Source organism: Polaromonas sp. P5_D5 (genome assembly GCF_054049435.1).
Genome location: NZ_JBFUMJ010000003.1, coordinates 554,755 through 578,346, shown reverse-complemented (window position 1 = coordinate 578,346; position 23,592 = coordinate 554,755). Strand labels below are relative to the sequence as shown.

Sequence of the window (23,592 nt, the reverse complement as noted above, 5' to 3'; positions counted from 1 at the left end):
TGGCACGCGTATTCCTGCCTGCGTTGAATTGTTGATGCCAATCCATAGCTGCTCGCGCCTGGCCGTATGGGCAAGCCGCATAAAGCATGCTGGTGAAATTGTTAGAGCTTCATGCGCGGAGCTACGTGCCCTTGCCGCGCATGATGGCAGCGGATACATCCGGGGTTGTTTCGGCATAGCGCCTGAACTCCATGGTGTAGGTAGCCCGGCCCTGCGTGAGTGAGCGCAAGGTGGTCGAGTAGCCGAACATTTCCGACAGCGGCACCTCGGCGCGCACCAGCTTGCCGCCGCCGCCCGCAATGTCTTCCATGCCCTGCACCATGCCGCGCCGCGATGAGAGGTCGCCCATCACATTGCCCATGAAGTCTTCGGGCATTTCAACCTCGACCGCCATCACGGGCTCCAGCAGCACCGGCTTGGCACGGCGCATGGCTTCCTTGAAGGCGAGCGAACCGGCCATGCGAAACGCGTTCTCGTTCGAATCGACATCATGGTAGGAGCCAAACACCAGCGTGGCCTTCACATCGACCACCGGGTAGCCCGCAAGCACGCCGGCCTTGAGTGTTTCCACAATGCCCTTGTTGACCGCCGGAATGTATTCACGTGGAATTACGCCGCCCTTGATGGCATCGACGAACTCAAAGCCCTTGCCAGAAGGCTGCGGCTCCAGGTTGAGTACCGCGTGTCCGTACTGCCCGCGACCGCCCGACTGCTTGATGAACTTGCCTTCAACATCGTTCACCGCCTGCCGGATCGTTTCACGGTAGGCCACCTGCGGTTTGCCCACATTGGCCTCTACGCTGAACTCGCGCTTCATGCGGTCGACCAATATCTCCAGGTGCAATTCCCCCATGCCCGAGATGATGGTCTGGCCCGACTCTTCGTCGGTGTGTACACGAAACGAAGGGTCCTCCTGCGCCAAGCGGTGCAGCGCAATACCCATTTTTTCCTGGTCCGCCTGGGTCTTGGGTTCAACGGCCTGTGAAATCACAGGCTCGGGGAAGACCATCTTTTCCAGGATGATGACGTGGGCCGGGTCGCACAGCGTGTCGCCGGTGGTTGCTTCTTTCAGGCCCACGGCGGCGGCGATGTCGCCGGCGTACACCTCCTTGACCTCGTTGCGCTCATTGGCATGCATCTGCAAAATGCGGCCCAGGCGCTCGCGCTTGCCCTTGACGGGGTTGTAGACCGTGTCTCCGGCTTTGACCACACCGGAGTACACACGAAAGAAAATCAGCTGCCCGACATAGGGGTCGGTCATGATTTTGAAAGCCAGCGCCGAGAAGGGTTCATCGTCTTTCGGGTGGCGTTCCGCTTCCCCGTCGTCTTCGGTGTGACCCAGGATGGCGGGCACGTCCACCGGCGAAGGCAGGTAGTCGATCACCGCGTCCAGCATCGCCTGCACGCCCTTGTTCTTGAAGGCGCTACCGCAGAGCATGGGCACGATCTCGTTGGCCACTGTGCGCTGGCGCAGCCCCTGTTTGATCTCGTCTTCGCTCAACGGCTCGCCCGCGAGGTACTTGTTGAGCAACTCGTCATTGGCTTCAGCGGCCGCCTCAATCATCTTGGTGCGCCACTCGTTGGCGGTCTCCACCAGGTCTGCCGGAATGTCGCCATACTCGAAATGCAGGCCCTGGCTGGTGTCGTCCCAGATGATGGCCTTCATCTTGACGAGGTCTACCACGCCTTGAAAATGGTCTTCCGCGCCCACCGGAATCTGCACCGGCACAGCCACGCCTTTGAGACGCTCGCTGATCTGGCGTTGCACGCGAAAAAAATCGGCACCGACCCGGTCCATCTTGTTGACGAATGCCAGGCGCGGCACCTTGTATTTGTTGGCCTGGCGCCAGACGGTTTCTGACTGCGGCTGCACGCCGCCCACGGCGTCATATACCATCACCGCGCCGTCGAGCACACGCATGGAGCGCTCCACCTCGATGGTGAAGTCCACGTGGCCGGGCGTGTCGATGATGTTGATGCGGTGCTCGGGGTAGTTGCCGGCCATGCCTTTCCAGAAGGCGGTGGTCGCTGCCGAGGTGATGGTGATGCCGCGCTCCTGCTCCTGCTCCATCCAGTCCATGGTGGCCGTACCTTCATGGACTTCGCCGATCTTGTAGTTCACACCTGTGTAGAACAGGATGCGTTCGGTCGTGGTGGTCTTGCCGGCATCGATGTGCGCGCTGATGCCAATGTTGCGATAACGCTCGATAGGGGTGTGGCGGGGCATGGCGAACTCCTTTTTTGCCGGTCCGCGCTTGTTGGATTTGTTTGCACGGCCAGTTCACCAGTTTGCGCCAAAGCGCCGGTCTTTGCTCGGTTTTCCCCGAGCACCCACGTCGGGTGTGGGCCCTGGCGTCAGGCCGCTTGCAGCATTTCGGCCATGAAGGCAGGCAGAGGCCTGCCGTCCGACAACAGGTATTTCGCCATGGGGATCACCGCGCTCTGCACCGAAGGCCGCGCACTCATCCTGTCGCGCCATGCCAGCAGCAACGGCGTAGCCGGTGTAAGGGGCGCGCCCAGGCGTTCGCCAAACAGCATCGCCATGTACAGCGCGATATCGGCAAACGAGAAGCTCTCCATCACGAACTCCCGCCCTTGCAGGAGATTTTCAAGCCGCGTGTAGAAGGCCCGCGCACCATCAATTGCGGCTACCGCTTGCGGATCGTCCAGGCTGTGCTGCAGGCCCATGAGCCGGATGATGTGAGGAAAGTAAACCTCGTCCGACATGTGCTCCATCTGGCGGGCGCGGGCGCGGGCGGCGATGCCGGCCGGCCACAGCGCGGGCTGGGGCTGCAGGTCTTCAAGGTATTCCAGGATCTGCGTCGAGTCAAACAGCTCCAGGTCGCCGTTGATCAGTACGGGCACCTGTTTTTTCGGGTTGATTCGCACGACCTCCGGATGCTTGGGTGAGTAGCCCTCGGTCTGCGAGAAGGGCACCATGACGATATTGAGCGGTATGCCTTTTTCAAACGCGGCGATCTGCACCTTGGCGCCGAACATGCTGAGGCGGGCTGAATAGAGACGAATTGCGGGCGTTTTGTCTGTAAAGGTGTGCGGCATGGGTGGGTGAGTTTCGTGGTGATGGGCGTTTGTTCAATGACTATGACGTGGAGGGCGGCGGCTCACGGTCAAACAAGCCGGGCGCGCCGCCGATTTCCGCGCCTTCAATCAGCAGCATGCGCAACTTGGTCGAGACGCCACCCGGCGCTGAGAAGCCGCCCGACTGCGCGCCTGCGGCCAGCACGCGGTGGCAAGGCACGATGATGGGAAACGGGTTATGCCCCAACGCCTGACCCACGGCACGCGCCGAGCCGGGTTCGCCAAGCTCGGTGGCGATATCGCCGTATGTGCATGTTTTGCCCGGAAGGACTTCCTGTGCAATCGCATAAACCCGGCGGTGAAACGGGGGAATGCGGCGCAGATCCAGTATGCAGAACCGCAAATCGCGGGCGTCACCTGCCAGCAGGGCTGTCATGGCGTCTATGGCCAGCTGCATGTCCTGTGGTGGCGTGGCGGGCGCGAGCGGCGCAAACTCTCCCCGCAGACGGGACAACATGCGGCGCTCCGATGTTTCGGGCAAGCGCACGGCTGCAATGCCGTGTGCGTTCCATACCAGCGCGCACTGCCCAACAGCAGTGTCAAAAAGCGCGAATGTGTGGAGTTCATTGTCAGCGGCCATGGTGCCCGACATGCTACACGCGACCGGTATCTGAGGTTTGAGGCATTTCGACATTGGAAGATCGGCGCTGCCACTGCGTCAAAAAAATCCATCGCATGTACCGAAACGAAGTGAGCGAATCTCCAGCACCAATTGGATGGAGTTTTCCTCATGTGTTGCTGGCCGGACGTAGGCGCACGTAAGGTCTGTTGTTCTTGCCGCATCGTCAATGCAAACTGGTGAATGTAAGAATTAATTTCGTTACCTATCTTGCACACCACTGAAGCTTTTAATTTTCTGCAGACGTACCATGCGTTCTTTTTGAAGGAACTCACAATGGCAACACCGTTCTTTGGCAAGCGAGAAAACGAGACACCAACGGGCTTGCGTCATGGCCCGGGAAATGGTTATGGGACCACGGGCACGTCCAGTGCTTCCGGCGCGCTGCAGTCGGGTGCATCGTCCTCAAATGTGAACCAGCAAAACACCGCCAAGGCGGTCAATGAAGCGCCTGCGAGCACGGGAAAAGAAGGCGGCAGCAAGTTGACGGTCGGCCCCAACATCAAACTGAAGGGCGTGGAGATCACGGACTGCGATACGCTGGTGGTCGAAGGCCTGGTGGAAGCCACCATGGATTCGCGAGTGATCCAGATTGCCGAGCAGGGTGCGTTCAAGGGCTCCGCAGAAATCGACGTGGCGGAAATCCGTGGGGAATTCAACGGCAACCTTACAGTGCGGCAGAAACTGGTGATTTACTCGACCGGGAAAGTCACGGGCATCATCCGCTACGGCAAGCTGGTGATTGAAGAAGGCGGCCAGCTCTCAGGCGAGATCCTGTTCGGTGCGCTGGCTGCGGCCAAGCCGGCGAGTGCGGTCAAACCAGGTTTACAGGCGGTGTAGGAGACTTAAAGCAACAACAGGGCGCGTTTCTAACGCGCCACCGAAACCTCCACATCACTTTCCTGCTGCTCGCGGCAGGAAAGTGATGCGGGGTTTTCGTGTTCGCCGTTCTGGCTACTGCCACCGGAACGCCAGCGGTACCAGCGCGGACGCCAGAACCACCTGCAGGCCCAGCGCCAACCCGGCGGAGCGCCCGCGTCGGCATTGACCTGCAAGGCCCGCGCGGCGCCCAGCCCGTGAGATGCCGTGCCCAGCGCAAAACCACGCGGCCCAGCCTGCAGCGTCAACGGGAATTCGCAAGGCGTCAAACAGGTATTTGCCGCTGAGCGCACCCACGAGGCCAGTAACCACGGCAAACACAGCCGCCAGCGCAGGGATTCCGCCGATCTTTTCCGCAATACCCATGGCGACCGGTGCGATGACAGATTTGGGCGCAAGCGACAGGGTAACTTCGACGAGCAAGCCTGCGGCCCATCCCTGCAACAATGCCGATCCGCTGGCCGCAGCACCACCGGCTACGGCCGCAAGCAGCAGCCGACCCCGGCGCAGTTCTTCGCGCCGCAACCATAGTGGCCATGCCAGTGCCACCACCGCAGGGCCGAGCAGGAAATGGATGAACTGGGCGCCCGCAAAATAGGTGGGGTAAGGCACGCCGGTGGCCAGCAGGGCACCGGCCAGGCAGACGACCGTCCAGGTGCAGCATCAGCACGGTCACGAGCAAACCCGCCGAAGTGGACGCCACCACGACCAGCAGCATGCGTGCGCCGTACTGGCTGACCAGTGACGGACGGGTCATCATCCCGACGTCGACGGGTACAAAGAGTAACGAAAGGTGCGAGAGCAAGAAGTCTGCGCACACTGCCACAGGGCTGCGCACCGTGTCTGACTGGAGGCCCGGCAGAAGCAAAACCACGCCAATCGCAGGGCCCGAAAACGGCAGGGAAAACCGCGGGAAAGAAGTTCCCCTGCGGACTGAAAAACGAGTAACCAGGCCAAATTCCGCGATGCTGTCATGACATGATTTCCACGGCAGGTGGGTGCACTCTCGATGCGAGGGCATCGCCGGGAATTGCTGGGATGGTCATGGCAATACCCATCTGGAAAGTTTAAGGGCTGGAAAAAAGATCTCCTTGCGGCCACTCCCGCACCGCATTCGCCGCGCCCCACAGTGCCTGGTCGATGTCTTTGAAGAATGCGCGGCGCCCGGATGGGTCCGGCCTGGAATTGAAGGCTACCACCCATGCATAGCCTTGCCGGGTCCGAAGTGCCAGGGTCTGCAGGCCCGGCTGGCTGCCCGTGTGCCACCAGTTATCACCTTTGTCACTCCTGACGACGTGGATGCCTGCCGCATAAAAGCTGCGCGGATTGCCATCTTTTTCCAGCATCGGCTCGCTGCGCATGGTTTGCAACGATTCCTCATTCAGAAGCCGTTTCCCCCGTGCGCCGTCGATCGCCAGGAAAAACTTCAGCACATCTGTTGGCGTTGCAATCCAGGCGCCCAGCGCGTCCATGTTTTCGACGGAGTAGGAGCCGTAAGGGCTGGGCACATTCGCGTTCGTAACACCCGGTGCGCCGCGCTGCAGCGGCTCTCCGGGATACGCGTAGTACTTCGTCTCGCCCTGCCGGCTCTCGGTGCTGCTTGCGGCCTGAAAGCCTTTGCCGGTGGACGGCATCAGAAACTCCCGGCTGCTGAAGGTACGGTAGGACTCGCCGGTGACGACTTCCACAACCCTTCCGAGCATGCAGTAGCCGGTATTGGAATAGGCGAAGCGCTCGCCGGGCGCGAAATCCAGCTTGTCCTGAAGGGAATCCCGGATGATCGCATCGCAGCTGACGGGTGCCACGCCTTGCCGGCGGGCAACGGCTCCGAGCCGGGGCTGAAAAAACGGATCACCAGAGCGCTCCCGATCGAATCCGCCTGAATGCTGAAGCAGGTGCCGGATGCTGATGTCCTTGACGCGCGGGTCGGCGGGGGAGGAGGGTGCTATTCCGGCTTTTTCGAAAAGGGGCCGCACCGGGTCGTCCAGCTTCAGCTTTCCGTCCTCCGCCAGCTTGAGCACCATGACTGCTGTCAAGGTCTTGTTGATGCTTCCCATGCGGAACAGGGTTTGCGGCGTCATGGCGTCCTGCTTGTCCCTGTCGGCATAGCCGTAACCTTTGGCAAGGAGCAGCTTGCCGTCCTTGGCCACGACCAGGCTGGCGCCCGGGACATCGTATTTCTTCATGACTTCCAGCATGGCCTTGTCGAAGGGCTCGAGGTGGGGCAGTGACTGCCCCACCTCGAGGCACCAGCCCCACGGCGAAACGAACGCCAGCAAGGCGCCTGCCAGGCCACGGGAGACCTGGCGGCGCATGGTGGAAAAACCGATGGACAGCGTCGTATGCATTTTTTGGGCCGTGGGTTGCCCGCGCAGTCTATGAGGTTTTCATGCGGCTGCGTCTTTCGCCTAAAAGTGCGGTAAATCGGGGTGCTTGATCTGCCCGCCCCGTACCAGCATTTTTCCGTATTCGGCGCAGCGGTTCAGCGTCGGGATCACCTTGCCCGGGTTGAGCAGGCCTTTGCTGTCGAACGCGCGTTTGACACCGAACATCTGCTCGTTTTCCTCGGCGGAGAACTGCACGCACATGGAGTTGAGCTTTTCCACGCCCACGCCGTGTTCGCCCGTCACGGTACCGCCCATCGCGACACTGGTTTCCAGGATGTCTGCGCCGAAGAGTTCACAGCGGTGCAATTGGTCGGGATCATTGGCATCAAACAAAATCAGCGGGTGCAGATTCCCGTCGCCCGCGTGGAACACATTGGCGCAGCGCAGCTGGTATTTCTTTTCCATCTCGGCGATAGCCAGCAGGATGTCGGCCAGGCGCTTACGCGGGATGGTGGAGTCCATGCACATGTAGTCGGGGCTGATGCGTCCCGATGCGGGGAAGGCGTTTTTGCGGCCACTCCAGAAGCGCAGGCGTTCAGCCTCGTCCTGGCTCACCGCAATGGCCGTGGCGCCACAGCGGCGCAGCACGTCGGTCATGCGGCCGATTTCTTCTTCAACTTCCTCCGGCGTGCCGTCGCTTTCGCACAGCAAGATGGCTTCGGCGGTGAGGTCGTAGCCGGCGTGCACAAAGTCTTCCACTGCGGCCGTCATCGGCTTGTCCATCATCTCAAGGCCGGCGGGAATGATGCCCGCCGCAATTACGGCGGCTACGGCATCGCCGGCTTTGCGCAGGTCGTCAAAGCTGGCCATGATGCAACGCGCCAGCTGAGGCCTGGGTATCAGTTTCACCGTCACCTCTGTGGTCACGGCCAGCATGCCTTCGCTTCCGATGATGACGCTCAGCAGGTCATAGCCTGCTCCATCGAGTGCATCACTGCCGAATTCAACTTCCTCTCCTTCAATGGTGAAGCCTCTGACCTTGAGCACGTTGTGTACCGTCAGCCCGTACTTGAGGCAATGCACGCCACCCGAGTTCTCGGCCACGTTGCCGCCTATGGTGCAGGCTATTTGGCTGGAAGGGTCGGGCGCGTAATAAAGGCCCAGCGGCGCGGCCGCTTCGGAAATGGCGAGGTTGCGCACGCCGCCCTGCACCACGGCCGTGCGGCTGATGGCGTCGAGTTTGAGAATCTTGTTGAACTTGGCCAGCGATAGCGTGACGCCCAGCTTGTGCGGCATGGCGCCGCCGGAAAGCCCGGTGCCGGCGCCGCGCGCGACCACCGGCACTTCCAGCGCATGGCAGCTCTTGAGCACGGCCTGCACCTGGTCATAGGTCTCGGGCAAAGCCACAACCAGCGGCCGCTGGCGGTAGGCGGTCAGGCCGTCGCACTCGTAAGGTGTGGTGTCTTCGTTGTTCCACAGCAGGGCATGAGCCGGCAACACCGCCCGCAGCGCTCGCACGACCTGCGACTGCCGTTCCGAGCGTTCAAGCTGGCTTTGCTGTTTGAGCGAGGCGGGGGCGTTCATGGTCTGTCTGGCTCCGGGGTTGAAACCAGACTGTAGGGCAAGCGGCGGCGGCCGGGTTGAAGAAATTTAATGCCGGGTGTGAAATGCCGGCCGCCAGAATCCGCTCAAAACGGGAAGAGCTTCAAGACTTCGTTCCCGGAGCCTTGCCGGCGCCGGGCGTGTCGTAAAACTTGACCTTGCCGGTCTTCACGTCGTACATGGCCCCCACGATCAGGATTTCTCCCTTTTGCTCCATCTCGCGCAGGATGGGGCTCTTCTCGCGAATCGTTTCCACTGTGAGATGCACATTGCTCTCCGCCACCATCTCGACAAAGGCATAGTTCTTGGACGTGCGATCCTTGATGTCGGCGGACACCAGGTTCGCGGCTGGCTTGATCTTGCCGATGAGTCCCGTCAGGTTGCCCAATTGGGCGTCGTCGCAAGCACCCTTGATGGCACCGCAGCTGGTGTGACCCATCACCACCAGCAGTTTGGCGCCCATGACTTTGTGTGCGAATTCCAGGCTACCCAGGATGTCTTCGTTGACGATGTTGCCTGCCACGCGTGCGTTGAAAAGGTCACCTATGCCCTGGTCAAACACAATCTCGGCCGGTGCGCGCGAATCAATGCACGACACTATGCTGGCCAGTGGGAACTGGCCGTCCGCGGTGGCCTTCACTTCCTTGAGGTAGTTTTGGTGGCGCGGCTTGCCGGAAACGAAACGCGTATTGCCGGCCTTGAAGCGCGACAGGATTTGCACGGGCGTCACAGCGGCCTGGCACTCCTTGGCGTCCTGGATGGGACAGAAGGTGCCGGGCTTGACGGCCTTGGCCGCGGCCGCCTTACCCTCGGCATGAACCGCAGGCGACAGGGCGAGCATGGAGAGCAGGACGCCGGCCACGCCGACGGCCAATTGATTTTTCCTCATAAGATTTTCCCTCGTTGAACGGGTTGGTTTTTTTGGCTATGTGCAGCCGGCCGGGCCCTCCCCCGGTGTCACGGCCAGCCCATCATAAGCATGAGCCGGTACGGACGCAAAACCACTTATCGGACGGCGTCAGGACCTGTTAGTGCTATTTGTTTACGCAGGATGCGCTGCATGTCAAAGGCCTTGAGCAAGGCACAAAACTCAGGGGCCCCGTCAAGGCTTTGCAACGCCGAGCGGCGGCCTTCTCATTAACAGGCCTTGGGGCCCTAACCCAGGCTTTTGCGCAGCCAGTCGGCAAAAGCCGCGCATTCCCAGCGGTCCATGGTGCCGGTGCGCCAGCACAGGTAATGTGCGTGCGGGCTGGGAATATTACCGGCGAACACTTCGTTGCTGCCCAGCCGCACCAGCGAGCCGTTTTCCAGCCAGGGCGCGCCCAGCTTGAGACGTATCAACGCGATGCCCATGCCGGCTGCGGCGGCATCGCACATCAGGCCGATGTCGTTGAACTGGGAGCCGTCGGTGGGTTCGGGCCAATCAAGTTTGTGGGCGGCAAACCACGTGCGCCATGGCTCCAGCGGCGAGCGCAACAGGCTTTCGCCTTCGAGATCTTCAGCCGCCTCAAAGGGGCCGTGTTCGCGCACAAAAGCCGGTGAGGCGAGCGGCGCGACTTCGTCCTTGCTGAGGCAGACGTGCTCCAGGTCCGCATAGCGGCCTGTGCCGAAGCGCACGATGAGGTCGGCATCCTCGGCCACCACGTCCAGCAGGGGGATGGACACCTGCAGCGTCAGGTCGATTTCAGGATAGGCATCGGTGAACTGGCGCAGGCGTGGAATCAGGATGGAGCGTGCGAACGTGGGCGTGACCGCCAGCCGTAACTTGCGCTTGCCGGGGGCGGCGCTTTGCCCGGCAGCGCCGGGAAATTTCTGCAGTGTGGCCAGGCCTTCGCGCACATGCGCCAGGTATTCGCTGCCTTCGGTGGTCAATGAAAAATCGGCACGGCCAAACAGCTTGGTGCCGATGATCTGCTCCAGCTGCTTGACGCGGTGGCTGACCGCACTGGGCGTGACGCAGAGTTCTTCGGCCGCCTGGGTCACGCTACGCAGCCGCGCCAGCGCTTCAAAGGTCAGCAGGCACTGAATGGGTGGGATTCGGGCAGGAGTAGCCATGTCTACTAGTGAACGCTACGCGTCGTTTGCGACGCTTCTTTGCAAGCAGGAGCCGCGGAACCGGCTTTGCCGGGCCGCAGGCGCAGCGGCCCCCGAGGGGGGCAGGAAGCTACACGCAGTGAGCGACCGTGGGGGCTCATGGCTATTTAAAGATGACAGTCTTGTGGCCGTTCAAAAGCACACGATGTTCACTGTGCCACTTGACGGCGCGTGCAAGTACCCGGCTTTCGGTGTCCTTGCCGCGGGCGGTCAGGTGTTCGACGGTGTCCTTGTGATCAACCCGGGTCACATCCTGTTCGATGATCGGGCCTTCATCAAGGTCTGCCGTAACGTAATGCGCCGTCGCGCCTATCACCTTCACACCGCGTTCATGTGCCTGGTAATACGGTCTGGCGCCCTTGAAGCTCGGAAGCATGCTGTGGTGGATATTGATGGCACGTCCCGAGAGCGAGTTGCACATGTCGTTGCTGAGCACTTGCATGTAGCGCGCCAGCACGACCAGTTCGGCACCCTCTGCCTCGATGATTTCAAGTTGCTTTGCTTCGACCTGCGCCTTGGTGGCCGCCGTCACCGGGATGTGGTGGAAAGGAACGTTGTAGCTTGCCGCCAGCTGGTAAAAATCGCGGTGGTTGCTGATGATGGCGCGCACATCCAGCGGCACCATGCCGGACTTCCAGCGAAACAGCAGGTCGTTGAGGCAATGGCCGTCGCGGCTGACCATGATCACGGTACGCATGGCAGCTTCTGTCGAGTGAAGTTTCCACTTCATGCTGAAAGGTGAGGCGAATGCTTCGAGCTGCACCTTCAGTTCTTCCTGGGTCAGCTGGTCGCAGGCAAACTGAACCCGCATGAAGAAGAGTCCGGTGTCGTGGTCGTTGTACTGCGCAGCTTCCTCAATATTGCCGCCGTTCTGCAACAGGAAGCCAGAGACCGCGTGAACAATGCCCATACGGTCCGGGCAGGACAGGGTAAGGATATAAGCGTGATTCATAGGGGGTGAATTGTCGCAGGTGAAGACTGTGTCTGCCCGGCCGGCGGGCAATTGACGGTGCAGGGCGGCGGCAAGAGTGCCAGAATGCAAGATCAAGCGCTGCTATCCCAGCTTCACTCCTTTCGACGCAGGAAAGAAATCACCATGGCCTACCAGAATTTCAACATGGAGCACCAGTGGCTCCCGTTCACGCCCAACCGCAGCTTCAAAAAAGACCCGCGCGTGTTTGTGGCCGCAGACGGCATGCATTTCACGACGCACGACGGGCGCCAGGTGATCGACGGTATTTCCAGCCTGTGGTGCGTGGGCGCCGGCCACAATCGCAAGCCCATCAACGACGCCATAAAGAAGCAGCTCGATACGCTGGACTACGCGACCGCTTTCCAGGCCAGCAACGACCAGGCCTTCAAGGCCGCCGAGATCATCGCAGGCATGGCGCCCGGCGACCTCAACAAGGTGCTGTTTTGCAATTCGGGCTCAGAAGCCGCGGACACGTCGTTGAAGGTCGCGCTGGCTTACCACCGTGCGCGGGGCGAAGGCCACCGTAATGTATTCATCGGCCGTGAAAAGGGCTACCACGGCGTTGGTTTCGGCGGCATGAGCGTGGGCGGCATTCCGGCCAATCGCAAGGTATATGGCGCCGCGTTGCTGCCTCGCGTGGACCACATGCGTTTCATCCATGACCCGGTCAACCACGCCTACATCAACGGTACTGAGCCCGTATGGCAGGAAGACCTGCTGCTGGAGCTGGAAAATCGCATCCTGCCGCTGCACGACCCGAGCAACGTGGCTGCCGTCATCGTCGAGCCGGTATCAGGAAGCGCCGGATGGTACCTGCCGCCCAAGGGCTACCTGAAACGCCTGCGCGAAATTTGCGACAAGCACGGCATCCTGCTGATTTTTGATGAAGTTATCACGGGTTTCGGCCGCCTGGGCACCGGTTTCGGGGCGGACTATTACGGTGTGGTGCCCGACATGCTCAATTTCGCCAAATGCGTGACCAACGGTGTCATCCCGCTGGGCGGTGTGATCTGCTCCGACCGCATCTATGACGGCATGATGAATGCCAATGCCGGTGCGCCCGAGCATGCCGTGGAGTTCTTTCACGGCTATACCTACTCCGGCCACCCGGTCGCTTGCGCGGCCGCAATCGCGACGCTGGAGCTGTTCAAGGAAGAACAGTTGTATGAACGTGCCGGCCAGATGGGCAAGGTATTGGGCGACGCGATGCACAGCGGCCTGAAGGGCCTGCCCAATGTGATCGGTATTCGCAGCCTGGGGCTGGCCGGCGCGGTCGAGCTGGCGCCGGTGGCGGGTGTGCCGGGCAAGCGCGCCTATGACATCTTCATGGACTGCTTCCACAACGGTGTGCTGGTGAGGCCGGCGGCTGACAACGTCGTGGTCTGCCCACCCTACATCGTCGAAAAAGAACATATCGACCGCATCGTCAATGTGGTTGCCGACGCCATCCGCAAAAACGCTTGATTCACCGATGGAGGAGCCTCAAAAGGCTCTTCAAGGTTTGGGTACCAGCTGCTTCTGCAGGCCCGCGCAATAATCGGTCTCCGGGAGCGGGGCCGTTGCCCACACCGCATCGAAAGCGTCTGCCCTCTCGGCATTCGCAGGGTTCCCGGCAAGCAGGCGCACTACTTTGGCTTTTATGTCCGTCGGCAGATGCAGCGGTACGCCCAATTGCCGGTTCGCATGGCCGCTTCCGGCCAGCAGCAGCACTGTCTTGCCGGGCAGCACGGCCTGCCCCAGGGTGTTGGCCATGGTGATGTCCTTGGCAATCTGGATACGTGTCATGGGCGTGATCTGGCTCTCGGGCAACAGGTTGCAGTGGCCGAGACGGATCAACTGCTGTTGGGCTTTGAGGGCGGGGCCTGGCAAGCGGGCGTCAAGCCGGTTGTCGGCCATACTTTCCGGCATTTGCGCCCGGGGCAGATTGGCGCCCATCACGGGGACACCGGCGCGCACCGCGGTCATCACGGCAGGACCGTAGGCTGTCCAGGGCCAGCCCTTGTCGTTCCAGTTGAGCGCATTGCGGGCCTGCTGCTCGGTGGCACTGGGCCTGAGCGCGGAAGTGCTTGCACCCGTGTCGGCCATCTCAAGGGCTACGGCAGCCAGCACCCCTTTGGCCGCCAGGGCGGCGACCACCTGTTGTTCGATTGTCTGGTGCTCAACGGCATCGTGCTGCTCCCCGAGGATCAGGACGTCGGCAGGGAGCAGCGCCTCCAGCCGGGTGGATGTTTGTGCGGCTTCGCTGCCCTGCGCCTGCAGAATGGGTGCTTCAGGCCGGCCCGCGCAACCGCCCGCCAAAGCCATCGTGGCAGTGCAGACAAGGCATGCCAAAGCACGAGGGGTGAAGAAATGGCGCATCGGTGGATACTACCGCTTCCAGCGGCTTCTGTTCCGCGCCGTTACGCTCTGCCATGCCTTCCTTGCCCCACCGCGCCGCCCAGTCCCCGCCCGTGCGTGTCGTCCTGACCTTGTTGCTGGCCTGGGGTGCCGCTTCTTTGTGTATTGCGCTGCGCACGCCTTTGCCCTGGATGATCGGCCCCTTGCTGGCGACGGCGGTGGTCTCCATGCTGGGCGGACCCACGGCCAGCTGGACGCCGCTGCGCAACGTCGGGCAATGGATCATCGGTTGTGCATTGGGGTTGTACTTCACGCCGCAGGTGGTGGCGTTGCTGGGGGGCCTGTGGTGGGCGATTGCGCTGAACATTGTGTGGGCACTGGTATTGGGCCTGGCTTTCGGGGCATGGCTCTACGGCGTGCATCACGGCCCGGGTCGCCTGCATGTTGCTGGCCTGTCACGCATCACCACCTATTTCGCGGCGCCTATTGGCGCCGCATCGGAAATGACGCTGATGGCAGAGCGCCACGGTGCGCAAACCGATCTGGTGGCGTCGGCGCACAGCCTGCGGGTGTTGCTGGTCACATTGGTCATTCCTTTCGGCTTTCAATGGGCGGGGCTGCATGGGTTGGACGCTACTTTGCCGGGTGCGCGCGTGGTTCAACTGCCGGGCCTTGTCCTGCTGGCCTTGTTGACGGGTGCCGGTTGTTGGGTCATGCTGAAACTCGATCGCACCAACCCCTGGTTTATCGGTGCGCTACTGGTGTCGCTGCTGCTCACGGCCTGCGGCGTCACGCTGTCGGCCTTGCCGCAAGGCATGACCAATGCAGCGCAGCTGGTCATCGGCATCAGCCTGGGCGTGCGGTTCACCCGCAGGTTTGTGCACGTGGCGCCGCGCTGGCTGGGTTCGGTGGCGCTGGCGACGGTGGGAATGATTGGGTTGTGCGCCGCTTTTGCATGGGGGCTGGCTCAGTTTGCCGATCTTCACTGGGCCACCTTGCTGTTGGGCACCTCACCCGGCGGTATCGCCGAGATGGCCATTACGGCCAAAGTGCTGCAACTGGGTGTGCCAGTGGTCACGGCATTTCATGTCACCAGGCTGGCCGCCGTGCTGGTGCTGGCCGAGCCTATGTACCGTTGGTTTTACCAAGCCGAGTCATAAGCTCGCCCCGTCCAGGCTCACTGCGTGTAGCCCGTTCCCCCTTCCAGGGGCGGCGCCTGCGGTCTGGCAAAGCCAGTCCCGCAGCACCCACTGGTCGTTCTTGCAGAATTCTTTAAGCCAGAAGTGAGCGACTGCGGGGCTTAATGAAGTGAAATTGGGGTGTTGGCCAGCCCGCTGTAGCCTTCCAGCGTGTCTTCGATTTCTTCTTGCGTGGGGGTGTTTTGCGCCCAGGCGCTCAAGCGCTGCTGGAACATTTCAGCCCAGGATCCATCCAGATAGACCTCTTTGCCCGAACGTTTGTCGACGATTTCGAAGCCATGCCGGGCCAGTTGCGGAACGGCCGGGACAGGCGCGGATTCTTCCGGCGCATTGGCGTGAATCTGCATGACAGCAAAAGATTCCGAGTCGTAAAGCATTTGCATGGTGTAGGTCCTTTAGCTTCAGATAGCAACGATGAGGCCAAGTTCAAGGGCTCGGGGGGTTAAGTGCGAAAGCATGCGGTAAAGGCGCGTAGTGCGTGTAAAACCGCACATAAAACGGGCACCTCCGTGCGGCATAACAACGCCGGTTGGTTGAACTCAGCTCTTGGTGATCGCGCTGAGCTGCTGGTCAATGAAATCCCCGTTCTGCTGGGTGATCCTGCTGCGAACGGGAAGATACCCCAGTGACGGGGCATACCATAGTTCCACTTTCTGATCGAACTCACGCCGGGGCTGACGAGTGAGTTTGAGCGTATTCAGCTCGCCATAGGGAAGTGCCATTTTCTCTTCGCCTTCCACCCGGAAAGTCCAGGTGTCTGCATCCCGCGGTCCCACGGTGTAAATCGAAATGGTGGAGCCCGCCGGAAAGCCGGTGGGGTTGCCCGCGAGCATGGCAGCCAGCTGGATGAAGACGCTGACCCGGTCCTGCGCACCCTTGATCCAGGGGGCCGCCGGCGTATTGGCGCTGAAGATGATCTGCCCCTTGTCTGCTTCAAAATGCGCGGCCACTTCGCTTCTTGATTTGTCCGAAAAACGGGTCGGCGCCAGGCCTTCCGGACCCACCTGCCCGGTGCTTGCCATGCTGCGTGAACCCAGAAACAGTGCGCTGACGCGCATGGAGGCGCTGTAGTTGTTGCCTGAATAGCGCCATCCCAGTTCTGCGTCTGCGTGGTAGTTCAGGCCTTTTGCGCTGCCGGTCATTTTGTATTCCAGTCGCGCGCTTTCCGGCAAGACCACCGCCGTCACCGCCGACTGGCCTGGTTCGGCTATCGCGGGGGCGCTGGCAGCCGCAATTGTGGGCGTCGCCTGCGCGGGCAGGCTTTCCGGATTTTTTGCCTCGGGTGCGCTGGATGTCATCACCTCGGAAGAGGGCTTTGCTATTAAATCAGTAGCAGGTTGCGCTGGATTTTCCTGGACTTCAACGGGTTTCTTCCTAAAAATCCTGGGTTTTGGAGGCGGCGTGGAGGGCGCGGGTGCCAGCGCTGTCGGTGCAGGAGGCGGTGCGATGCTGCGCGTTGCGAAGGCCGGGCTGCGAGGGGAGGTGGCAGTTTGCTCGGGGCCGAATCGTACCGGCGACGACTTCAGCATCAGCGTGTGGACAGCCAACACCCCTGCAGCCAGCGCTGCAAGCACACGCCAGCGAGGCGCCGAAGGATAGCGGTCGGTGGACGTGGTCACGCCTGTGTGAATCCAAGATCACCGGAAAGTTGCCGGGCGGCGGCGGCCAGCGGCCGTGCCACCACGCCGTCCCAGTCCGGATCAAACGTTGCAAGCGAACCCAGCGCCACAATGCCGAGCGCGAGGTGGCCGTCGGCATCGAACACCGGCGCACAGAAGCCGGCTACGCCGGGCAGCAGGGTATTGACTGCCCGCGCCATGCCGCGGCGGCGGATATCTTCCAGCAAGGCATTCAGCTCGGCCATGGTGGCGGGAACATCTTTTCGCGCCAGCTTCTGGTTGCGTGTCAGTTCAGCCCTGACCAGCAGCGCCAGCCGCCCCTGTGGTTTGGCTTTAGCCTTGGGCCGGCTGGAAGACAAAAATGCGGCAAAGCACAAGCCCGTGGCGGACGACAGCAGCGGCATGACATCGCCCAGCCGCAGATTAACCGTCACAGACTGCGGCGATTCTTCCCAGTGGACGAGGGTCGGTCCCTGGTTGCCCCAGACCGCCAGTGCCAGGGTCTGGCCGGTTTGCACCATCAGGCGCGGCATGAGCTGGCGGGCCAGCTTCACGCTGTCCAATCTCGAAAGGGCAGCGAGTCCTAACTTGAGCGCAGCCGGGCCGAGGTCGTATCGGGCGGTTGCCTCGTCCTGGACGACCAGTGCCAGCCGCTGAAAACTGACGAGATAACGGTGCGCCTTGGCCGCGCTCATGCCCGCTGCGGCTGCCAGGTCGCGAAGCATCAGCGGGCCGGGTGAGGTAGAGAGTGCCTCCAGTAAGCTGAAGCCAACCTCGACCGACTGGATACCCGCGCGTTGCGGCGGCAGGCTGCTGCGTGCTGTGGCGGGTGTGCCTGGGCTTGCTTTCATGGCTTGTCTAGAATTTCGGGTTAGCCGTCGGTCAATGAATGCAGGGATCGTAACGCGAGGGGGCGCAATGCCGGCCGGTCGCCAGCCACGGCACAATTGGCCCTTCGGTAACACCGACAGCCACCAATCAGGATATTGATGAAACTTGCCACTTACAAAGACTCTTCACGCGACGGCCAGCTGGTCGTGGTGTCGCGCGATCTTTCAACAGCCCATTATGCGACGGGCATCGCGGGCAAATTGCAGCAGGTGCTGGACGACTGGAACTTCATGTCGCCGCAGTTGCAGGACTTGTACGAAACATTGAACCAAGGCAAGGCACGGCACGCTTTCCCGTTTGAGCCGTCGCGCTGCATGGCGCCATTACCGCGCGCCTACCAGTGGGCAGACGGCTCGGCCTACATCAACCATGTGGAACTGGTGCGCAAGGCGCGCAACGCCGAAGTGCCGGAAAGTTTTTACACCAACCCGCTGATGTACCAGGGCGGCAGCGACGATTTCATTGGGCCCTGCGACGATGTGGTGGTGGCGAGCGAGGAGTTCGGCATTGACTTCGAGGCCGAGATCGCCGTGATCACCGGCGATGTGCCCATGCGCGCCACCCCCGAGCAGGCGCTGGAAGGCGTGCGCCTGCTGATGCTGGCCAACGACGTGTCCTTGCGCAACCTGATTCCCGATGAGCTGGCCAAGGGCTTCGGTTTCTTCCAGAGCAAACCGGCAACCGCTTTCAGCCCGGTTGCCGTTACGCTGGACGAAGTCGGCGACGCCTGGGACAAGGGCCGCCTGCACATGACGCTGCAAAGCACCTGGAACGGCCGCAAGGTCGGTATGTGCGAAGCCGGCCCCGAGATGACATTCAGTTTCGGCCAGCTGATTGCCCATATCTGCAAGACCCGCAACGTCCGTGCCGGCAGCATCATCGGTTCAGGCACCGTCAGCAACAAGGACTGGAGCCACGGCTACAGCTGCATCGCCGAAAAGCGCGCGATCGAAACCATCGAGGATGGCAAGCCCAAAACCGAGTTCATGAAATTCGGCGACACCATTCGCATTGAAGCCAAAGGCAAAGACGGGCAATCGGTGTTTGGCGCGATTGACCAGAAGGTTGTAGCCTTGGTCTGAGCCGCGCAAAGGGGCCTTCCCTGCCAGCATGAGCCGCGGAACCGGCTTTGCCGGGCCGCAGGCGGGCGGCCCCCTCGGGGAGCGTGGGGGCTCTATTTTTTTATCTGGAATACGCTTTTCTTGAGCCGTCTTCAAAGACGGCATCGTCGCGCAGCAGCTTGCCGTCATCGTCCCAGGCCTTTTCGCGCGTGATGCGGCCGCGCTCGTCGTAGCTCGATTCGGCTACCAGCCTGCCGGCTTCGTTAAAACGCTGATGCGTACCCTGGGGCAGTTGCCGGTAGCGGTTGGAGGCTGTGTAGCGGCCGGTGGCGGCGATTTTTCCGCTGTCGAAGAAGTCGGTAGTCTGCAGCCAGGCGGTGTCGCCTTCACCACCGTACTCGGTTTTGCTGCGCGGCTGGCCGTTCAGGTAGTAAGTCTGGTCGCTGACCGGCTTGCCGGCCGACCAGCGCCTGTCGCGCGTCAGCGCGCCGCTGTCGGCGAACTCCTGCTCGCGTTCCTTGAACGAGGTTTTTGACGGGTTGGCTTCCAGCAGCCACTGGACTTCGCGGCGTTTCACGCCGGCATTGTTGAAATAGCGTTCAGTGCGAATGTTGCCCGATACTTCATCCAGGTAATCTGGTTTTCCACCGTCACCCAGCGTTTCATGGCGAATTCGTTTACCGGCCAGGTAACTGCTGCTGCCGTTCAATATCCCCTTGCCGCTGAACAGTTCGACCTTCGAGGTACCCCCCGAAAAACCGCACCAGCGGGCATCGTCTGCCGCCGGCGCGAGCAATGGCTTGTCGCCGCAACGCAAAGCCTGCAACTGGCCGCGGTCATTAAATTCGGCATACGCCTGCTCTACGCTACCGCCTGCGCGCGGCCCGTAAAACACGATGCGCCGCAATTGTCCATTGGTGTGAAAGCTGCGCGCCAGGCCGGCCTCGGTGCCGTTTTCGTAGACGGAGTCGCGCAGCACCTGGCCGTCCGGTGCGAATTCGCGCGCGCGGCCATGGCGGTTGCCACGCTCGTTTTCGCTGTATTCCCGCTGCAGTTTGCCGTTCTGGTAGTAGCGCATCAAGCCCATGAACTTGCCGCCCTGCAGCTCCTGCTCGCGCACCAGCTGTCCGGAGTCGCGGTCCTTGCAGCGCATGATGCCGGTCTTGCCGGCGGTGGTGCCGCCGTGGTTTGGGTTGACGCTTTCGCCGCTGACTTCACAATCCTGCACGGCATGCACCGAGGCTGAGGCCAGCGCGCAGGCACAAAGAAGGGCCAGGCGCTGCGCGGCGTTCTTCATGACGTGGCTCCGGTCTGGGTGATGAACAGCCGTATACCGCGCAGGAACATTTCAACTGAAATGGCCACAAGGATCAGGCCCATCAGGCGCTCGAAAGCCATCATGACGCGGTCGCCCGCCACCCGCTGGATCCGCTCGGACAGCACCAGCACCACGGCGCACACCGCCATGGTCACGCACAGCGCCGCGATCCATTCGAGCCGCCGTGCCGGCGCCTGGGACACCAGCAGCATGACCGTGGCCAGCGCCGAAGGGCCGGCCAGTGCGGGAATCGCCAGCGGCACAATCAGCGGCTCGCCCTGCAGCGGCGCGGCCTCGGGCTGGTCCGACGGGAAAATCATGCGCAGCGCGATCAGGAACATGACCACCGCGCCGGCAATCTGCAGCGACAAATCGCTGAGGTTCATCAGGCGCAGGAAGCCGTCGCCGACAAACATGAAGGCCAGCAGCAGCAAAAACGCGATCAGCACCTCACGCAGGATGACGCGCATGCGCCGCTCCGGCGCCACACCCTTCAGGGCATTGACAAAAATCGGAATGTTGCCGAACGGATCGGTGATCAGCAGGAGCAGCACCGTGGCGGAAGCAAAGGTATAGGCCATATATATCTCAGGCCGGGTTGGCCGAGTAAAGGGCTTCAAGTGATTGGAAACCCTTGATCTCGATGGGGTTGCCGAAGGGGTCGCAGAAAAACATGGTCCATTGCTCGCCGGCTTCGCCGGCAAAGCGCACTTGCGGCTCCAGCACAAACTCCATGCGGGCCGCCTGCAGGCGCTGCGCCAGGGCCTGCCAGTCGGCCAGGGCAAGCACCAGGCCGAAATGCGGCATGGGAACGAGCTTGTCGCCGACATGGCCGGTGCGCTCCGTCTTGAACGGTTCGCCCAGGTGGAGCGACAGCTGGTGGCCGAAAAAGTCGTAGTCGACCCAGGTAGGGGCCGAGCGGCCTTCCGCGCATCCCAGGATCCCGCCATAAAACTGGCGGGCCACGTTGAGGTCTCTGACATTGAAGGCAAAGTGAAAGAGGCTTTTCATGGTGCAAGCTTATCAGGGCATTGTCCGAAAGAGACGCTTTTGCAGCCTGGCCGGCAACAGGCATGGCGCCAGGCCTGCCGATGAATGCTATGAAATAGATAGCTGCTTGCGCTTGTCAATAAAGGTCTGTGGGTGTTTTTTGCTTGAATCCGTATCGAGACCGGTTCGACCCTGGTGTTTGCCTGGTGAAAACACAAAAAGCGGTTGACGCGCTGCTGCGGCGTTGCACAATGAAGGCGTGCGCTGGATCATCCAGCCGCCCGATGCAAATCGTGCACAACCTGCCAGGAGACATTCATGAGTGACGCGGACAACCCTTCTTTCCCCGGTTTCGGCAAGCTGGTGCCCGGCTTTGACTTTTTGCAGAACCTGGCCAAACAGGCGGCAGGCAGCGCCACACAAAGCATTCCGCAGCTGCCCAATCTGGGCAACTGGGTAGCGCCCACGCTGAATGTCGAAGAGCTCGACAAGCGCATCGATGAACTCAAGGCCGTCCAGTTCTGGCTCGACCAGAACGCCACAGCGCTCAAGGCGACCATCCAGGCGCTGGAGGTGCAGAAAATGACGCTGGCTACCCTCAAAGGCATGAACTTCAACATGGGCGACGTGGCCAATGCCTTCAAGCTCAAGGTGGCCGACAGCGTGGCCGGTGGCGTGCAGCGTGTGGCCGACAAGGCCCGCACGTTTTCGGGGCTGGAGGTTCCGCCAACGAGCTTTGGCGCAGACAAGCCGGCCGCAAAATCCAAGCCACCCGCCGCGGCCAAGGCCGGCGCGCAGCCGGCCGGCGTGGTGGACCCGATGCAGTGGTGGGGCGCGCTGACCCAGCAGTTCCAGACGATTGCGGCAGATGCCATGAAGGACGCCGCCAAAAAAACGGCCATGGACACCACTAAAAGCCTGGCGACCGGCCTTGCCAAGGACGCGATGAAGACCGCCACCGGCATGGCAACGGGCATGGCCCGCAACATGGCGGAGTCCGCCGGTAAAACCGTGGCGGGCGGCGCACGCGCGGCCATGAACACGGCCCTGCGCAGCAGCCAGGCCTGGCCTACACCGGCCGCCGGCAAAACTGCCGCCAAAACGAAACCCAAGGCCAAGGCGCCAGCGCGCAAGGCTGCAACCAAAACCGCACGCAAAACCACGCGTTGATACAGGCTGACTTTTCACTGAATTTCACCAGGACCCCATGAAGCTTTTCCCCTACGGCCACGCCACCCATCCGCAATGGCAGATGGCGGCAGGCCTTGTGCTGGCGCAACTGCGCGCCTACCTCGCATTGCCCGGCTACGCCAAATCGCCCACGCTGGCGCTGCTCTACATCACCGATCACTATGCGGCACATGCGCAGGACATTCTTGACCACCTGAGCGCCGAATTGCCCGACATCACCGACTGGAGCGGCACGGTGGGTGTGGGTATCGCCTCCAACAACGTCGAGTACTTTGACGAGCCGGCGCTCACCGTCATGCTCTGCGAGCTTCCGCACGACCAGTACCGTGTGTTCTCCGGGGTGTCGCCCTTGCCCCCGGCCAGCCAGGGAAGGTTCAAGGCGCATACGGCGCTGGTGCATGCGGACGCCGGAACGCCCGACGTTGCCGAACTGATCGACGAAATGGCACAGCGCACCGGCAGCGGCTATGTGTTTGGCGGCCTGGCCTCCAGCCGCTCCAGTACGGTGCAGTTTGCCCTTAGCGGGCATGGCAATGTCAAGGGGCAGGGCGCGGCCGGCGGTGTCTTCACCGGGGGGCTCAGCGGTGTGGCTTTTGGCCAGGGCGCGGCACTGATGTCGCGCATTACCCAGGGGTGCCGGCCCGTGTCTGCGCATCATGAAATCACAGCCTGCGAGTCCAATGTGGTGACGGAGCTCGATGGCCAGCCGGCACTGGAGGTGATGCTGGCGGACCTGGACGTGTCGCTTGATGAGCCGCGGGAGGCCCTGGCCAAGGTGCGGACCACGCTGGTCGGCCTGAGCCGCCCGGCAGACGTTCCCCATGACGGCGCCGGCCGGCACGGCCAGTTTGGCGCAGAGGTACTGGTACGCCACCTGATCGGGCTGGATCCGGCGCGCAAGGGTATTGCCATTGCGGAGGTGCCCGTCGTGGGCATGAAGCTGGCTTTCTGCGAACGCAACATGGAAGCCGCGCGCGCCGACCTGGTGCGTGTGTGCGCCGAGATTCGTGAAGAGCTGGAACCGGAAGAAGTTACGCTGGAAGTTGCCAGCGCCTTGAGTGCGTCAGAGGCCGAATCCGCGCCGCACGCGGCCCGGCGCATAGCCGGCGCGGTGTATGTCAGTTGCTCCGGCCGTGGCGGCCCGCACTTCGGTGCGCCCAGTGCCGAACTGCAGATCGTGCGGCGGGCCCTGGGCGATGTGCCGCTGGTTGGCTTTTTCGCCGGCGGCGAGATCGCCCGGCACCACCTTTACGGCTACACCGGTGTGCTGACGGTGTTTACGTCGCCTGGATAGGCTTACCCCTATCGGACGCTCACTGCGTGTAGCGCCTTTTCCCCTTCCAGGGGACGGGCTCCTTGCGGCCGGCAAAGCCGGACCGCGGCCCCCGCTTGC

22 protein-coding genes and 1 pseudogene are annotated in these 23,592 nt (G+C 61.9%); 6 read left to right on the top strand and 17 right to left on the bottom strand.

The annotated features are described in order from the left end of the window. Positions 1 to 121: 121 nt before the first annotated feature. The 3 genes from fusA to ACXJKE_RS15510 all read right to left on the bottom strand — a co-directional run bounded on the left by fusA (position 122) and on the right by ACXJKE_RS15510 (position 3,679). A complete protein-coding gene (gene fusA, locus ACXJKE_RS15520; RefSeq protein WP_457281480.1) occupies positions 122 to 2,227 on the bottom strand; it encodes an elongation factor G in 2,106 nt (701 codons plus the stop codon). A gap of 128 nt (positions 2,228 to 2,355) precedes the next feature. Then, complete coding sequence (locus ACXJKE_RS15515) at positions 2,356 to 3,060, bottom strand: glutathione S-transferase family protein (protein WP_457281479.1); 705 nt, start codon at positions 3,058 to 3,060, stop codon at positions 2,356 to 2,358. A 40-nt stretch (positions 3,061 to 3,100) separates the two neighbouring features. Next, positions 3,101 to 3,679, bottom strand: coding sequence for a methylated-DNA--[protein]-cysteine S-methyltransferase (locus ACXJKE_RS15510; protein ID WP_457281478.1), 579 nt, complete (start codon positions 3,677 to 3,679; stop codon positions 3,101 to 3,103). 315 nt (positions 3,680 to 3,994) lie between these two features. Between ACXJKE_RS15510 and ACXJKE_RS15505 the strand changes: the two genes are divergently transcribed. Continuing rightward, positions 3,995 to 4,558 carry a bactofilin family protein gene (locus tag ACXJKE_RS15505; protein WP_457281477.1) on the top strand — a complete coding sequence of 188 codons (564 nt, stop codon included), beginning with the start codon at positions 3,995 to 3,997 and terminating at the stop codon, positions 4,556 to 4,558. Positions 4,559 to 4,672: 114 nt separating this feature from the next. On the opposite strand, the gene ACXJKE_RS15500 is transcribed toward ACXJKE_RS15505, so the two are convergent. The 7 genes and pseudogenes from ACXJKE_RS15500 to purU all read right to left on the bottom strand — a co-directional run bounded on the left by ACXJKE_RS15500 (position 4,673) and on the right by purU (position 11,572). Beyond that, on the bottom strand, positions 4,673 to 5,209 hold the full coding sequence (locus tag ACXJKE_RS15500; protein ID WP_457281476.1) for an LrgB family protein: 537 nt from the start codon (positions 5,207 to 5,209) through the stop codon (positions 4,673 to 4,675). A gap of 109 nt (positions 5,210 to 5,318) precedes the next feature. Beyond that, a pseudogene (locus ACXJKE_RS15495) lies at positions 5,319 to 5,618 on the bottom strand (CidA/LrgA family protein); the annotation flags it as partial. A gap of 46 nt (positions 5,619 to 5,664) precedes the next feature. Continuing rightward, entirely contained in the window at positions 5,665 to 6,945 is a 1,281-nt protein-coding gene (locus tag ACXJKE_RS15490; protein WP_457281475.1) for a serine hydrolase domain-containing protein, read from the bottom strand. A gap of 60 nt (positions 6,946 to 7,005) precedes the next feature. Continuing rightward, entirely contained in the window at positions 7,006 to 8,508 is a 1,503-nt protein-coding gene (locus ACXJKE_RS15485; RefSeq protein WP_457281474.1) for an FAD-linked oxidase C-terminal domain-containing protein, read from the bottom strand. Positions 8,509 to 8,629: 121 nt separating this feature from the next. Next, positions 8,630 to 9,415: a carbonic anhydrase family protein gene (locus ACXJKE_RS15480; protein ID WP_457281473.1), complete on the bottom strand. Its 786-nt coding sequence runs from the start codon at positions 9,413 to 9,415 to the stop codon at positions 8,630 to 8,632. A 266-nt stretch (positions 9,416 to 9,681) separates the two neighbouring features. Then, the gene (locus tag ACXJKE_RS15475; protein WP_457281472.1) at positions 9,682 to 10,581 is read right to left on the bottom strand and encodes a LysR substrate-binding domain-containing protein; all 900 of its coding nucleotides are present in this window, start codon (positions 10,579 to 10,581) and stop codon (positions 9,682 to 9,684) included. Between the two features lie 142 nt (positions 10,582 to 10,723). Further along, positions 10,724 to 11,572 (bottom strand): formyltetrahydrofolate deformylase, encoded by an 849-nt coding sequence (purU, locus tag ACXJKE_RS15470; protein WP_457281471.1) that lies wholly within the window; start codon positions 11,570 to 11,572, stop codon positions 10,724 to 10,726. A 144-nt stretch (positions 11,573 to 11,716) separates the two neighbouring features. Between purU and ACXJKE_RS15465 the strand changes: the two genes are divergently transcribed. Then, positions 11,717 to 13,057, top strand: a complete 1,341-nt coding sequence (locus ACXJKE_RS15465; RefSeq protein WP_457281470.1) for an aminotransferase class III-fold pyridoxal phosphate-dependent enzyme — start codon at positions 11,717 to 11,719, stop codon at positions 13,055 to 13,057. 30 nt (positions 13,058 to 13,087) lie between these two features. Here the strand turns inward: ACXJKE_RS15465 and ACXJKE_RS15460 are convergent, their stop codons facing one another. Then, a complete protein-coding gene (locus ACXJKE_RS15460) occupies positions 13,088 to 13,924 on the bottom strand; it encodes a ChaN family lipoprotein (RefSeq protein WP_457281469.1) in 837 nt (278 codons plus the stop codon). Between the two features lie 80 nt (positions 13,925 to 14,004). Here ACXJKE_RS15460 and ACXJKE_RS15455 point away from each other — a divergent pair, with 80 nt between their 5' ends. Beyond that, positions 14,005 to 15,090 carry an AbrB family transcriptional regulator gene (locus tag ACXJKE_RS15455; protein WP_457281468.1) on the top strand — a complete coding sequence of 362 codons (1,086 nt, stop codon included), beginning with the start codon at positions 14,005 to 14,007 and terminating at the stop codon, positions 15,088 to 15,090. Between the two features lie 140 nt (positions 15,091 to 15,230). On the opposite strand, the gene ACXJKE_RS15450 is transcribed toward ACXJKE_RS15455, so the two are convergent. The 3 genes from ACXJKE_RS15450 to ACXJKE_RS15440 all read right to left on the bottom strand — a co-directional run bounded on the left by ACXJKE_RS15450 (position 15,231) and on the right by ACXJKE_RS15440 (position 17,557). Further along, the gene (locus ACXJKE_RS15450; protein ID WP_457281467.1) at positions 15,231 to 15,512 is read right to left on the bottom strand and encodes a BTH_I0359 family protein; all 282 of its coding nucleotides are present in this window, start codon (positions 15,510 to 15,512) and stop codon (positions 15,231 to 15,233) included. Between the two features lie 156 nt (positions 15,513 to 15,668). Continuing rightward, positions 15,669 to 16,748, bottom strand: a complete 1,080-nt coding sequence (locus ACXJKE_RS15445; RefSeq protein WP_457281466.1) for a DUF3108 domain-containing protein — start codon at positions 16,746 to 16,748, stop codon at positions 15,669 to 15,671. Continuing rightward, positions 16,745 to 17,557, bottom strand: a complete 813-nt coding sequence (locus ACXJKE_RS15440; RefSeq protein ID WP_457281657.1) for an IclR family transcriptional regulator — start codon at positions 17,555 to 17,557, stop codon at positions 16,745 to 16,747. The genes ACXJKE_RS15445 and ACXJKE_RS15440 overlap by 4 nt, the downstream gene beginning before the upstream one ends. 180 nt (positions 17,558 to 17,737) lie before the next feature. Between ACXJKE_RS15440 and ACXJKE_RS15435 the strand changes: the two genes are divergently transcribed. Continuing rightward, the gene (locus ACXJKE_RS15435) at positions 17,738 to 18,721 is read left to right on the top strand and encodes a fumarylacetoacetate hydrolase family protein (RefSeq protein ID WP_457281465.1); all 984 of its coding nucleotides are present in this window, start codon (positions 17,738 to 17,740) and stop codon (positions 18,719 to 18,721) included. Positions 18,722 to 18,821: 100 nt separating this feature from the next. Here the strand turns inward: ACXJKE_RS15435 and ACXJKE_RS15430 are convergent, their stop codons facing one another. Genes ACXJKE_RS15430 through ACXJKE_RS15420 form a run of 3 tightly spaced genes read right to left on the bottom strand, consistent with a single transcriptional unit; the run spans position 18,822 to position 21,029 of the window. After that, positions 18,822 to 19,997: a toxin-antitoxin system YwqK family antitoxin gene (locus ACXJKE_RS15430; RefSeq protein WP_457281464.1), complete on the bottom strand. Its 1,176-nt coding sequence runs from the start codon at positions 19,995 to 19,997 to the stop codon at positions 18,822 to 18,824. Beyond that, positions 19,994 to 20,599, bottom strand: a complete 606-nt coding sequence (locus tag ACXJKE_RS15425; RefSeq protein WP_457281463.1) for a MarC family protein — start codon at positions 20,597 to 20,599, stop codon at positions 19,994 to 19,996. Before ACXJKE_RS15425 ends, ACXJKE_RS15430 begins: the two co-directional genes overlap by 4 nt. Positions 20,600 to 20,606: 7 nt before the next feature. After that, complete coding sequence (locus ACXJKE_RS15420; RefSeq protein WP_457281462.1) at positions 20,607 to 21,029, bottom strand: VOC family protein; 423 nt, start codon at positions 21,027 to 21,029, stop codon at positions 20,607 to 20,609. Positions 21,030 to 21,326: 297 nt separating this feature from the next. On the opposite strand from ACXJKE_RS15420, the gene ACXJKE_RS15415 reads away from it, so the two are divergent. Together ACXJKE_RS15415 and ACXJKE_RS15410 are read left to right on the top strand one after the other, a co-directional pair. After that, positions 21,327 to 22,178, top strand: coding sequence for a PhaM family polyhydroxyalkanoate granule multifunctional regulatory protein (locus ACXJKE_RS15415; RefSeq protein ID WP_457281461.1), 852 nt, complete (start codon positions 21,327 to 21,329; stop codon positions 22,176 to 22,178). 37 nt (positions 22,179 to 22,215) lie between these two features. Next, positions 22,216 to 23,493 (top strand): FIST signal transduction protein, encoded by a 1,278-nt coding sequence (locus ACXJKE_RS15410; protein WP_457281460.1) that lies wholly within the window; start codon positions 22,216 to 22,218, stop codon positions 23,491 to 23,493. The last annotated feature ends 99 nt before the right edge of the window (positions 23,494 to 23,592 follow it).